The 13,545-nt window shown below is 49.2% G+C and carries 12 protein-coding genes; 5 read left to right on the plus strand and 7 right to left on the minus strand.

Annotated elements, in window-relative coordinates:
* The first annotated feature begins 179 nt into the window (after positions 1-179).
* Positions 180-1,103, plus strand: a complete 924-nt coding sequence (locus HMPREF2700_RS06185) for an RluA family pseudouridine synthase (protein ID WP_070590991.1) — start codon at positions 180-182, stop codon at positions 1,101-1,103.
* 69 nt (positions 1,104-1,172) lie between these two features.
* On the opposite strand, the gene adhP is transcribed toward HMPREF2700_RS06185, so the two are convergent.
* Positions 1,173-2,216: an alcohol dehydrogenase AdhP gene (gene adhP / locus HMPREF2700_RS06190; protein ID WP_083303963.1), complete on the minus strand. Its 1,044-nt coding sequence runs from the start codon at positions 2,214-2,216 to the stop codon at positions 1,173-1,175.
* 340 nt (positions 2,217-2,556) lie between these two features.
* Here adhP and HMPREF2700_RS06195 point away from each other — a divergent pair, with 340 nt between their 5' ends.
* Positions 2,557-4,032 carry an aldehyde dehydrogenase family protein gene (locus tag HMPREF2700_RS06195; protein WP_070590993.1) on the plus strand — a complete coding sequence of 492 codons (1,476 nt, stop codon included), beginning with the start codon at positions 2,557-2,559 and terminating at the stop codon, positions 4,030-4,032.
* A gap of 95 nt (positions 4,033-4,127) precedes the next feature.
* On the opposite strand, the gene HMPREF2700_RS06200 is transcribed toward HMPREF2700_RS06195, so the two are convergent.
* From HMPREF2700_RS06200 to yjgA, 4 genes are all read right to left on the minus strand, one after another.
* Positions 4,128-5,063: a DMT family transporter gene (locus tag HMPREF2700_RS06200; protein ID WP_070590994.1), complete on the minus strand. Its 936-nt coding sequence runs from the start codon at positions 5,061-5,063 to the stop codon at positions 4,128-4,130.
* Positions 5,064-5,081: 18 nt separating this feature from the next.
* Entirely contained in the window at positions 5,082-6,782 is a 1,701-nt protein-coding gene (gene recJ, locus HMPREF2700_RS06205; RefSeq protein ID WP_070590995.1) for a single-stranded-DNA-specific exonuclease RecJ, read from the minus strand.
* Positions 6,783-6,886: 104 nt separating this feature from the next.
* Complete coding sequence (locus HMPREF2700_RS06210) at positions 6,887-7,597, minus strand: hypothetical protein (RefSeq protein WP_070590997.1); 711 nt, start codon at positions 7,595-7,597, stop codon at positions 6,887-6,889.
* Between the two features lie 71 nt (positions 7,598-7,668).
* Positions 7,669-8,202 carry a ribosome biogenesis factor YjgA gene (yjgA, locus tag HMPREF2700_RS06215; RefSeq protein WP_070590998.1) on the minus strand — a complete coding sequence of 178 codons (534 nt, stop codon included), beginning with the start codon at positions 8,200-8,202 and terminating at the stop codon, positions 7,669-7,671.
* Positions 8,203-8,326: 124 nt separating this feature from the next.
* Between yjgA and pmbA the strand changes: the two genes are divergently transcribed.
* From pmbA to HMPREF2700_RS06230, 3 genes are all read left to right on the plus strand, one after another.
* Positions 8,327-9,658, plus strand: a complete 1,332-nt coding sequence (gene pmbA / locus HMPREF2700_RS06220; protein ID WP_070591000.1) for a metalloprotease PmbA — start codon at positions 8,327-8,329, stop codon at positions 9,656-9,658.
* 87 nt (positions 9,659-9,745) lie between these two features.
* Positions 9,746-10,915: a glycosyltransferase gene (locus tag HMPREF2700_RS06225; protein ID WP_070591002.1), complete on the plus strand. Its 1,170-nt coding sequence runs from the start codon at positions 9,746-9,748 to the stop codon at positions 10,913-10,915.
* Positions 10,916-11,069: 154 nt separating this feature from the next.
* Complete coding sequence (locus HMPREF2700_RS06230) at positions 11,070-11,579, plus strand: cold-shock protein (protein WP_070591004.1); 510 nt, start codon at positions 11,070-11,072, stop codon at positions 11,577-11,579.
* 68 nt (positions 11,580-11,647) lie between these two features.
* Here the strand turns inward: HMPREF2700_RS06230 and HMPREF2700_RS06235 are convergent, their stop codons facing one another.
* Both HMPREF2700_RS06235 and HMPREF2700_RS06240 read right to left on the minus strand, forming a co-directional pair.
* Complete coding sequence (locus tag HMPREF2700_RS06235; protein WP_070591005.1) at positions 11,648-12,202, minus strand: hypothetical protein; 555 nt, start codon at positions 12,200-12,202, stop codon at positions 11,648-11,650.
* A gap of 312 nt (positions 12,203-12,514) precedes the next feature.
* The gene (locus tag HMPREF2700_RS06240) at positions 12,515-13,102 is read right to left on the minus strand and encodes a PoNe immunity protein domain-containing protein (protein WP_283129685.1); all 588 of its coding nucleotides are present in this window, start codon (positions 13,100-13,102) and stop codon (positions 12,515-12,517) included.
* Positions 13,103-13,545: the final 443 nt, after the last annotated feature.

Consider the following 13,545-nt stretch of genomic DNA (forward strand, 5'->3'; position numbering starts at 1 on the left):
TTTATCATTTATCTAATTTATGCCACAAAAGCAAGTTCCAAAGAAACCAGTTTATCTAGTCGTTTGAAGAATCTATTTAAGCACAAAACCTGCATCAATACATATCCGTTATTAGAAGTTTATTTTCCATATAAACAAGGCCGTCTGAAAAAACCTAAAAACCGAGTACAATCCGCCACATGAAAAAACGTACCAACCCCCTACCCCTTTTAGACGGTGTCAAACCCAGCTACTTGGTTTTGCCGCATGAAAAGCAGTTTTACGGCTTGCCGCTGCTGCATTTTTTATGCGCTCATTTTCCCTTTGTCGGCGAAGAAAACTGGCGGCGGCGGCTGAACAGCGGTTTTGTGGTGGGCGCGGATGGCGTGCCGTTTGATGAGAATACTTTGTTCGAACCCGGCAAGACGATGTTCTATTACCGTGAAACCAGCCGTGAGAGCGAGCCGCGTATTCCGTTTGAAGAAAAGATTTTGCATATTGACGAGCATTTGATTGTGGTGGACAAACCGCATTTTCTGCCCGTCATCCCCAGCGGCAGGTTTTTGCGGGAAACCCTGCTCACGCGCCTGCGTTTGCGGCCGGAATTGCAGCATTTGAATGTTGAAGACATTACGCCGATTCATCGCTTGGATAAAGATACGGCAGGCGTTATGCTGCTTTCGCTCAACCCTGCCACGCGTCGCGATTATCAAACTATGTTCCAAGAAAAAACCGTACAAAAAACCTATGAAGCGGTGGCACCGACACGGACGGATTTGGACTATCCGCTGGATATTTCATCCCGAATGGAACGCGGCGAAAAATTCTTTCTCACGCGGGAAACGGAAGGCAAACCCAACGCCCACACAACCATCGAACTTATCGAAAACCGCGGCGCATTCAGCCTCTACCGCCTCACGCCGCATACCGGAAAGAAACACCAGCTCCGCGTGCATATGATGAGTTTGAACATGCCGCTGATGAACGATGCGCTTTACCCTACTCCATTGGCGGCCGGTGATGAAGACTACGATAGACCTTTAAAACTTCTGGCTAAAAAAATAGAGTTTACCGATCCTATCAGCGGAGAAATCCGCGTATTTGAAAGCAGCTTTACGCTTTAATTTATCCAGTCCAATAAAAAAGGCCGTCTGAAAAGTTTCAGACGGCCTTTTTATCACGGAATCATTTGATTAGTGATGAATGCAGCTGCACTCTTTGTTCATATCAATCACCATACGGCCGGTAATTTTACCTTCGCGCATTTCTTGGAAGATGGCAGGCGCTTCATCCAAAGCACGCAACTGGACTTTAGGCACAACCAAACCTTCTGCGCCGAATTGGAATGCTTCTTCCAAATCTTTACGGGTACCGACCAGAGAGCCGACCACTTCGATGCCGTCCAAGACCAGACGCGGGATGGACAGGTCCATAGATTCGGGCGGCAGACCAATGGCAACGACGCGGCCGCCTGCACGGACGCAGTCCACAGCGGAGTTGAACGCGGCGGCGGATACGGCGGTAACAACGGCTGCGTGTGCGCCGCCGGTTTTTTCTTGGATCACTTTGGCAGCGTCTTCTTTGGCGGCGTTGATGACTAAATCAGCGCCGCTTTCTTTAGCGAATGCCAGTTTTTCATCGTTGATGTCGATGGCGACAACGTGCACGCCGAATACTTTTTTCGCGTATTGAACCGCCAAGTTGCCCAAACCGCCTGCGCCGTAAATCGCAATCCATTGGCCCGGACGGACACCGGAAACTTTAATCGCTTTATAAGTGGTCACACCGGCACAAGTAATGCTCGAAGCTTGCGCAGGGTCAAGACCGTCGGGTACTTTAACGGCGTAGTCCGCATCGACGATACAGTGGGTCGCCATGCCGCCGTCGGCAGTATAGCCTGCGTTCAATACAGAGCGGCACAAGGTTTCGCGGCCGGTATTGCAGTATTCGCAAGAACCGCAGCTTTGGAACAGCCATGCGATGCTGACACGGTCGCCGACTTTCAGATTTTTCACACCGTCGGCAACTTCTTTCACCAAACCGATGCCTTCGTGTCCCAACACGCGACCCGGTTTGTCGCCGTAATCGCCTGCCGCAACGTGCAAGTCGGTGTGGCACACGCCGCAATACTCGACTTCCACCAACGCCTCACCGTATTCCAGCGGACGCAGTTCGCGTTCAACAACTTCTACATCACCTGCTACATCTTTATTTACTACCACAGCATGCATTTTCATGAGAAAGTCTCCTAGGGTGTTGAAAAACTGTTTAGCTATGAATGAGAATACTCCCCATATCCGAAGACGTCAACCCATAATCTTTTTTAAAACAATAAGTTATGATGTTATACCATAACAAATACTATTCAGGCCGTCTGAATCTTTAAATATATTAACAAATACACTTTCATTTCAATCAAATCCTTTATTTTTCAGATGGCTTACTACATGAAACAGCATTGCAAATGTAAATTTTGAGAACATTCTCATTTTTAGTACTTGAACTTAAAAAGAAAAAAGCATAAGCTGTTTTTATGGCGCAGAAATACGCCTTCCCATTCATTAAGGAGACAGCATTATGGCAAAAGATTTAAATGTGTTTGATAAAGAGTACGGCCTCTTGATTAACGGCGTGTGGACGAAACCCGGCGCGCTTTTGGATTCATACAATCCTGCCAACGGCGAATTGCTGGCTAAATTTACCGACGCATCCGATGCCGATGTTGATGCTGCCGTCGCCGCCGCGCAAGAAGCGTTCAAAACATGGCGCAAAACCACGACTGCCGAACGCGCAGCCATTTTGAACAAAATCGCCGATGTGATCGACGAAAATGCCGAATTGTTTGCCCTGCAAGAAACCTTGGACAACGGCAAACCGATCCGCGAAACCCGCGCCGCCGACGTGCCTTTGGCTTCCGACCATTTCCGCTATTTCGCCAGCGTGATCCGCGGCGAAGAAGGCACTGCGACCCAACTTGATGCCGAAGACCTGTCCATCGTTTTGCGCGAACCGATCGGCGTTGTCGGCCAAATCATTCCTTGGAACTTCCCATTCTTGATGGCCGCATGGAAAATCGCTCCGGCATTGGCCGCAGGTTGTACCATCGTCATCCACCCTTCTTCCAGCACTTCATTGAGCCTGTTGTCCCTCGCTCAAAAAATCAACCACTTGCTGCCTAAAGGCGTGTTGAACGTGATTACCGGCCGCGGTTCCAAATCCGGCGAATACATGTTGCACCACAAAGGCTTCAACAAACTGGCCTTTACCGGCTCAACCGAAGTCGGCCGCCGTGTCGGCATCGCCGCCGCCGAATTACTGATTCCGTCCACTTTGGAGTTGGGCGGCAAATCTGCCAATATCTTCTTCGACGATATGCCTTTCGACAAAGCCCTCGAAGGCGCGCAAAAAGGTATTTTGTTCAACCAAGGCCAAGTGTGCTGCGCCGGTTCGCGCATTTTTGTACAAGAAGGAATTTACGACAAATTCGTCAATGCTTTGGCTGAAGAATTCAAAAAAATCAAAGTCGGCCTGCCTTGGGAAGACGACACCCAAATGGGTTCGCAAGTCAATGCCGGTCAACTCGAGACCATTTTGAAATACGTCAAAATCGGCGAACAGGAAGGCTGCCGCATTATTACCGGCGGTAAAAAAATCGAAGGCGAATTGGGCAAAGGCGAATTTGTCGAGCCTACTTTGATTGAAGCCAGCAGCAACGAAGCCCGTGTTGCCCAAGAAGAAATCTTCGGCCCGGTTGCCACCGTGATTAAATTCAAAACCGAAGAAGAAGTCATCAAAATGGCCAACGACAGTGAATACGGCTTGGGCGGCGCAGTGTGGAGTACCGACATCAACCGCTGCCTGCGCGTTTCCAACGCATTGGAAACCGGCCGCGTTTGGGTAAACTGCTACAACCGCCTGCCTGCCGGTGCGCCGTTTGGCGGCTACAAAACTTCAGGTATCGGCCGCGAAACCCACAAAATGATGCTCGCCGCCTACACCCAAGTGAAAAACATCTACATCAGCACCCGTGAAGAACGCGAAGGCTTCTATTGATTCGGCGATTCACATTAATCTGATTTAGAACATATAAAGGCCGTCTGAAACCTGTTTCAGACGGCCTTGCTTTATTCTGTTTTGCAATAAATGCTTTATATCTTTCTCAAAAAAAGCCCCATTACTTTCTCTCCGGCCACAGCCAGCAAGGCTCCGGCCACAACCACCATGGCACCCACATAGCTGACGATATTCATATCCGAAGCGGCAAAATAATCGGGGGCGAGATGATGGCCGATGGTGGAAAATATCATGGTGAATACAGGAATCAGCGTGGTGACGATACTGACTTTTGAAGCGTCCCAATGATTGAGTGCTTCGCCGAATGAACCATAGCCGATCAGCGTGTTCAAGCAGCAATAGATAAAGCAGCCCCATAAAAACGGATTGCCGATATGGGCGATTTGCGACGGTTCGGCAAACGGCAGGAAAACAAAGCTGCTGCAAAAATAAATCATGAGCAGGATTTGTTGCGAATTGAAATGTTTGGACAAAAGTTTTTGCGCCACACCGTAGCACACCCAAATCATGCTGCCCGAAGCCGCCATCATCACGCCGACCGCGTAGCTGCCCAAGCTGAAAAGTTCGCCGAATTTGTCGTTGAAAAACATGGCCAAACCCGTCAGCAAAAGCATCAAGCCGATTTTTTGCCAGTGCGTAAAGGCTTCTTTAAACACGCCTACGCCGACCAAAATCATGGTAAAGGGCGAGAGCTGCCACAACACCTGCGTGGTGGTCGGCGAAATATAGTGCAAACCCAGGGCAACGAGAACGAAGTTGGCGGAAATACCAATAATACCCAGCACCAATAAAAACAAGGTTTGCCTGGAAAATTCAGACGGCCTCGGCAGCTTGCCGGTCAGTCCCAACAACGCAAACAACACCAGCGAAGCCACTAAAAAGCGTATCCACACTAAAGTGGGCGCATCGACGGCTTTTAAGGCTTGTTGGGCGATAACCGGCAGCGAGCCCCAAGTCATGGTGGCAAGCAGCGTCAATGAAAAGCCGAGCCAAGGTTTTTGTTTTTTCATTTTTCAGACGGCCTTTGCTTACGCGGCTTCCCAGTAGTCGATATAAAGCTGCAATTCGAGATTATTCCGCCATTCGTTGGCAACGGGGCGGTACACCGTGCGGATGTATTCGGGAATGTCTTCGCTGCAACGCCAGAACATGGCTTCAAATTCGTAGCCGTCTTTTTGCAGCCAGACTTTTTTGTGTTTGCCTTCCGCGCCCAAAGGCTGCTGGCGGACAACGTGAAATTCATCGGTAAAACTCGGCGGCGCGAAGCCCTGCCCCCAAACGTGTCGGGCAAGGTTCTGCGCCTGTTCCAGCGTAATATCGCGGGCAGGCAGACTGCCGTCGGTAATATAGGTTTGCGACAAATCGTCTTCGCACACCATCTCACGCACGGCTTCTTCAAAGGCCGTCTGAAACGCGGGAATATTGTGTTCAAGTATGCTCAAACCCGCCGCCATTGCGTGTCCGCCAAATTTCAAAATCAAATCGGGATGGCGTTTAGACACCAAGTCCAAAGCATCGCGCAGGTGCAGATTGGGAATGGAGCGACCCGAACCGCGCACTTCGCCGTTGTCGGCAGGCGCAAACACGATGGTCGGACGATAAAAACGGTCTTTAAGGCGGCTGGCAACAATACCGACCACGCCTTGATGGAAGTCGTCGCGATACGCCACCAAAGTCGTCTGACCTGGAGGCAGGGTTTCGGGAAAATCATTCAACGCGTCTTGCAGCATAGACTGTTCGATTTCACGGCGTTCGATATTAAGGTTATTTAACTGAGCCGCCAGTTCCTGCGCTTCGGCATCATCTCGCGCCAACAGGCAGGCAATACCGACCGACATATCGTCCAGCCGTCCGGCCGCATTGATGCGCGGTCCCAACGCAAAGCCCATATCAAACGGCTGAGCCTTGCGCCAATCCCTTCGCGCTACTTCAAACAAGGCGCGGATGCCGGGGCGCATTTTACCCAAACGCATCCGTTTCAAACCTTGAGACACGAGGATACGGTTGTTGTGGTCTAGAGTGACGACATCGGCGACGGTACCGAGTGCGACCAAATCCAAAAGATCGCCCAGATTCGGCTCTTTCAGGCCGTCTGAAAAATAATTGCGACGGCGCAGTTCGGCACGCAAAGCCATCAATACATAAAAAATCACGCCCACGCCCGCCAAGCTTTTGCTTTGGAAACCGCAGTCTTTTTGGTTCGGATTGACGATGATGCAGTCGGGTACGGTCTCGGCAGGCAGATGGTGGTCGGTCACAATCACATCCAAACCCAATTCCTGCGCACGCGCCACGCCTGCAATGCTGGCGATACCGTTATCCACCGTCACCAATAAATCCACACCTTGCTCGGCCGCGATTTCAGCCAGCTCGGGCGTTAAGCCGTAGCCGTGTTCAAAGCGGTTGGGCACAAGGAAATCCACTTTCGCCCCCATCGCCGCCAAACCGCTCATCCCGACGGAACACGCCGTCGCGCCGTCGGCATCGTAGTCGGCGACAATCAGGATTTTTTCCTGACGCTCAATCGCATCCGCCAAACGGTCGGCGGCGGCTTCGCAGTTTGTCAGCGTTTGATACGGCAAAAGCGCAGCAAGCTTGTCGTCCAACTCGGCCGGACTTTGCACATCACGCGCAGCACACAGCCGCGCAATCAAAGGATCGGTACCGGCAGTAAGCAAGTCGTTAAAAACAGTCGGATTAATGGAACGTGTTTGGATTTTGACGGACATGGTGTGTGGGATTAAATCAAAGAGAAAATTAATCTTTTTGAAGCGTTTATTTTAAGGAGGAGGCCGTCTGAAACCTGCAATCTGTTTTCAGACGGCCTTGGATATTATTTGCGTGAAGCATCGATAATTTCACCGATCACGACATATGAGCCTGCTATCACTACGCCGACTGCGTCCAAAGCCAATGTGAATGGCGTTTTCAGGATATTCCCCGTCAACTTCCGAACGTCGGTGCTTTTTTTGGTTTCCACATAATAAATTCTGACTGGGACGGCAGTGTCAAAACGGCGGTCTTCGGCAACATTTTTGGGCGTTGCATAATAATGACCTTCGGTAGAAATACACCGTGTGTAGACAGTTTTACCATCAAGTTCGACCGGCTTGAACGCCAGCTGTTTTAACTTGGCAATCTCGGCAGCTTTTTGAGTATCGTAACGCAGGCAGAAATTCGAGCGGAAAGTTTGCGCTTCAGGGGATTTCAATTCGACCGGCAAAGCCTCATACACCTGTTTTGGATTTTGCCGAACCATTTGAAATCGTTTGCTCAGCTTAGCATCCAAAACCGCCTTCAACTTGGCCGAATCTTTAGGATTAACGACAAACCAATATTTTTTGCCCATCATGACCAAGCTGCCTGTTTCCAGTTGCGTATTGTCTTGGGCAACCACGCCAAATGCTTGAATATTGTCTTTAGCGACGGTTTTTTCGGTTGTGGTTTGATGGAAAGGGCTATTTCTTTCCCAAAGGTCGGTAGTACATCCATTGAGGGTCAATACACCAACCAGCAAGGCGATTGCAGAGTGGCGAAATTTCATGGTCATCCTCCTTCGGTATTACGATACAGGCCGTCTGAAAACCGCAATCCGTTTTCAGACGGCCTTAAGGTTTATTCTTCCCAATCCTGCCCTTCTTCTGAAACGTCGGATTGACCGGCCTCCATCACTGCTTTAATTTCTTGGAACAGCGCGCGGAAGTTTTTCGGCGGCTTGTTTTGTTCCTGCTCTTTTTTGGTGTTGCGGATCAAGGTGCGCAATTTGCCAGCGTCGGCTTGCGGAAAATCGGCCATAAATTGGGTAATCGCGCCATCGTCTGCCAACAGTCGGGTACGCGCCTGCTCGACGCGTTGCAAAAAGGCATTGTGCGCCGTATTGTCGCCGCGCAGTTTGGCCAAATAGGCTTCGATGGGCGCAGGGTCGGTATCGCGCATCAGGCGGCCGATAAATTGGGCTTGACGTTTGAGCGCGCTGTTAGACGTGATTTTTTTATAGGTGGCAATCGCCTCGAACAGCTCTTCGTCCAAGCCGATTTTTTTCAGCGTATCGCTGGAAAGCTTGGTCAATTCCATACCCAAAGCCTGCAAATCGTTCATCTGCTTTTTCATTTGGGTTTTGCTGACCCATTCGTCTTCTTGTTCAAACATTGTGTTTCCCTGATTTTCTGAATCTGCCTATTTTATCAGTTTTCAGACGGCCTTTCCGTGCGATTTTTGCAGAGGCCGTCTGAAACGGTTAAAATGCCGCAAAACCCTGTCAGGAAACCTTTTTATGCTGTTTAACCACACACCGGACGAGCTGTTGCGCTTGTGCGGACACACGCTGGATTTGGCCAAACAATCCGGCGCCACCTCGGCCGAAGCCGATTTCAGCGAGTCGCTCGGTCAAAGCGTCAGCGTACGCTTGGGTGAAATCGAACAAATCGAGTTCCAACAAGATAAATCTTTAGACATTACGGTCTATGTCGGCCAACGCAAAGGCCGCGCCAGCACTGCCGACTTCTCCGAACGCGCCCTGCAAGATACGGTCCAAGCCGCCATCGATATTGCACGCTATACCGCCGAAGACGATTGCGCCGGCCTTGCCGATGCTGCTTTGATGGCAACCCATATCGGCGACCTCGACCGCTACCATGAATGGGATTTGAGTACCGAATCCGCCATCGATCTGGCCAAACAATGCGAACAGGCCGCGCTGTCAACGGACAAACGCATTGAAAACTCCGAAGGCGCATCGGTTCATACCGGCCATTACCAATATGTTTACGGCAACACCCATGGCTTTGCCGCACACCAGCAAAGCACGCACCACAGCATTTCTTGCAGCGTGGTCGCCAGCGACGAACACGGTATGCAGCGCGATTATTGGTACGATTCTTCCTGCCGTCACGAAGACATGGACGCGCCCGAACTCATCGGCAAAACCGCAGCCGAACGGACTTTACGCCGTCTGAACAGCCGCAGCGTTCCGACCGGCAGCTACCCCGTACTGTTCGACACCACTGTCGCCGTCGGCTTAATCGGCCACCTTATCGGCGCACTCAGCGGCGGCGCGCTCTACCGCCAAAGCAGCTTCCTGATTGACAGCATCGGCAAACAGGTGCTGCCCGAGTTTCTCAGCCTTCGTGAAGAACCGCATATCCTGCGCTCGTTCCGCAGCACTTATTTCGATGCCGAAGGTGTGGCCACGCAGCCTCGTTTTGTGGTGAAAGACGGAGTCGTCGAAGGCTATTTCCTCAGCAGTTACAGCGCGAAAAAACTCGGCATGCAGACAACGGGCAACGCCGGCGGCGCGCACAATCTGTATCTGAACCACACCCACGCCACGCAGGCTGACCTGTTGAAAGAAATGGGAACAGGTTTGCTGGTTACCGAATTGATGGGACAAGGCGTCAACGGCATTACCGGCGACTACTCGCGCGGCGCGGCCGGTTTTTGGGTGGAAAACGGCGTCATTGCCTATCCGGTTCAGGAAATCACCATTGCCGGACGTTTGCAGGATATGTACCGCGACATCATCGGCGTGGCAGACGACGCATTACGCCGTTCGTCCAACCAAATCGGCTCCATCTTGGTTTCCAAAATGACAGTTGCCGGCAACTGATTGAACTAAATATACAAAAGGCCGTCTGAAAGATATCTTTTCTTTTCAGACGGCCTCGCCGTTATCTACTTCCATAAAAAACACATCATGCATATTGTCGTTATCCCTTCTTGGTACCCCTCTTCCGAAACCGACGTGGACGGAATCTTTTTCCGCCTCCAGGCCCAAGCCCTGCAACGTGAAGGCATGAAAATCGGCATGGTCGTGCCCATGTTCCGCTACTTGAGAAGTCAGCCGAAAACCATCTTCTCGCGCTTCTACGGCCTGCGCCGCCATCAGCAAGGCGGACTCAATACTTACGCCTACGACAGCATGTATTTCTTCCCGCGCTGCCCTGTTGTCGATATCGACCGCATCCGCTGGGTCAACGCAGGCATGAAAGCTTTTGAAGCCTATATCGCCGACAACGGTAAACCCGACGTAATTCACGCCCATTGCGTCAACTACGCCGCCATTTTGGCCTGCGCCATCTTCAAAAAATACGGCATCCCCTATGTGATTACCGAACACAGCAGCGCCATTTCACGCGGCCTTGTCCGCAAAAACCAATGGCCGTCCATGCACGAAGCCGTGCGCCACAGCGCAGCCCGGTTCGCCGTCAGCCGTGATTTCTGCCGCATTCTCGAAAAAACCTACGCCGGTACAGACTGGCAATACCTGCCCAATATGCTGGGCGGCAATTTTGAACAGGATTTCGAGTTCCCCGAAAAAAACAATCAAGACTTTGCCTTCTGCAGCGTCTCCCACCTGCGCCACCTCAAAGGCCACGACCTGCTCCTGCCTGCCTTTGCCGAAGCACTCAAAACCTATCCGCAGCTCAAACTCAAAATCGGCGGCGGCGGCGCAGAAGAAGGCCGTCTGAAACAACTGGCAAGCGACTTGGGCATCAACCACGCCGTTACCTTTACCGGCGCATTAACCACCGACCAAACCCTAGACCTCATGCGCCACAGCAACGCATTCGTCCTCGCCAGCCGTACCGAGACCTTCGGCGTCGTCTATATCGAAGCTCTGTCACAAGGTTTGCCCGTCATCGCCACACGCTGCGGCGGCCCCGAATCCATCGTCACATCCGACAACGGCCTGCTGGTTCCAATCGAAAACATACCGGAACTAACCAAAGCATTGCTCACCCTCTACGAAAATCATGCACAATACGATCCCGTCCGCTTGCGCCAAGATTGCCTGCAACAATTCGGCAGCCGTGCCATTGCGCAACACCTGATCAACACCTTCCAAAAAGTGCTTAATAAGTAGGCATAAACCATACAGGCCGTCTGAAATCCTTCAGACGGCCCGTCTTCTTCCAACAAGATAAATCTAGTGTAAAATTAAGACAATAACTAAACTTTTTGATTTAAAATCAGTCCAAGGAAAAACTGTTACCTATAATAATATCCCCACATACATTATGCGCTATTACGGAACGATTACTCGCTGGAACAGCAAGCGCGGCTTCGGAGCCGCTACCATAGAAGACACAGGCCAAGAAATCTTTCTTGCCCTTGCCGCCTTTACCACCCTTACCCGCCTTCCGGCCGAAGGGCAACACATCTCCTTCAACATCACAGAAGGCCGACGCGGCCGCAAAGAAGCCGAAAACGTCTGCTTCGCCCTCGATTGCGCCGACTGCTTCGATGTCCTCGTCCCTCCCCCCGAAAAACCCCTTGCCGGCAAACAAGCCATCATCGGCCTGATCGCTGTTATCTTCGTCTGCAGCATTTTCGCCGCCTTATGGTACGGCCTCCACTTTTCCGACAACACACCGGAAGAGCCGGCCGTCAAAAAACAAGAAACCATGGTTCACGAAGTAGCCGCAAAAATCGAAGCCGAACGCAAAGCATGGCGCGATGCCGTCAACGGCAGCAACCAGCGCTCGGGGCAGCCTCAACGTGCCAAAGATAATACGTCGAAAGAATAAAGCTCCGTCCGACATAAAAAGGTCAAGACATTTGTAATATTGGCATTTTTCCACACGCTTACTACAATTTATTTAAACCACAAATCCATAAACCAAGTAATCAATAAATACCACCAACTTTTTTGTTTTTTAGGCTTGATACCATTTTCAGATGAAACAGTCCGGTCTACGCATTTATTAAGACGGAAATTAAAATCTTGTACTTCAATTTGCCCATCTATTTTTTTAAAACAATATGCTCCTGATAAACCAGTAAAATTACTCTTTGTATAGGCACTATACCCTTCATATTCAACCAACTCTTGAGGTATAAGTTTAAATTCATATCTAACATTCTCCCTTAAATCAATACCGGGAAAGTTTTGTGTATTCATTGGTATACATTTATCTTTTACCGGATAATTTTTATCAAAGGCACTTTTATACTCAAAAGAATTATCACTATCATAATAGTATATATAAATTACATATCCGCCTATTAAATCGTCTCTGTCTATATAGATGCATGGTTCATTATTTTTTAAAGTAATATTCACATCCCCATCAGGAAATGGGGCTGGTGACATCCCATATATCTCAACATTTAAGAATAAAACAATGAAACAAAAAATCTTGCGTATCATAGTGGATGCTCCATGAAATAATACTTCTCAAACAATGACAAATAATATCAGTTTACTTCTCTATATTAAAATCTTTTTGTCATTATTCCGCCTAATGAATTAGCTTTGTTAATAACCATTTTTAATGGCGATGCCCTGTTAGCCAGAATTACAGCTTTATAAGAAATTTTGTTTCATCCGGTTAATCTATATAAATTCCCACCTTTTTCCAACATAAACAAATCGACCATATCTAATTTTAATTGTTTAAGAAAAAGGTCGTCTGAAACCGTATTGGGTTTTCAGACGACCTTTTTCTTAAGCTTTTCCAAACTAATCAGCTTTACCTGTGTCTCCACGCTTGCGCTTCTGTTCCCTCGCCCAGTCAACCATATCTTTAGGATAGTAAGGGGATTTACGCAATTCGGTATCGTCCAAATCATCAAGATAAGCAATGGCGGCGGCTTCGAATGCCCAGTAGCCGCAATAACCGTTTTGCTCGGGATTAAGGTGGGATTGGTATTCAAGGTCGCTCATGCCGACCATTTCGCGATACCAGTCTTTGAGGTAGGCACTGAGAGATTCCAGTTGTTTTTCTTTAGTTTCACCGCGTATGGCATCCGAAATCAAAATAGCATGATCACCCATTTGGACATAACCCGTATCGGGACGGTCTTTGAAGCGGTAGTAGAAGAAATCCTCAATGGTTGTATCAGGATCAAGACCATCTTCTGCATTGGCAAGAATGACTTCAAGCAGGCGAGGAAGTAAGTCTTCACGTTGGAGGAGGTAGCAGACGGAAATCAGACCGAGAACCTTCATGTAGTTGTCGGAATCATCCCACACAAACGGACCGGAGTCATAACCATGCTCAGCTAATTCTTTTTTATGCTCTTTCCAAAACTGTGTCGATGTTTCCAAAATATGAATAATATCATCTAGAATAGATGGTAGATTTGAAATAGGTTCGCCTGCAGTGTAATTTAAATGCAAAAATCGCCAATCATCATTAGCTTTTAGGTAAATTAAATATTTTAAATCTGTCTGTTCCTCTTGCCACTTATCTATCCAAAATTGTAGGTTTGATGCACGCATCTCTATTTCGTATTTCCACTTCTCCTCTGTCAGGAAATGTTGCCTACGCTTTTTATGAAAAGGAATTTTCTCGGCTTCGTTCATGTTTACTCCCGTAAAATTTGGCTTGGTCGGTAGCTCGGTTTCAGACGACCTTTTTCTTAAGCTTTTCCAAACTAATCAGCTTAACCTTTGGCTTCGCGCTTGCGCTTCTGCTCCCTCGCCCAGTCAACCATATCTTTGGGATAATAAGAGAATTTACGCAATTCGGTATCGTCCAAATCATCAAG

This window comes from Neisseria sp. HMSC068C04 (assembly GCF_001810105.1).
GTDB lineage: Bacteria > Pseudomonadota > Gammaproteobacteria > Burkholderiales > Neisseriaceae > Neisseria > Neisseria flavescens_B.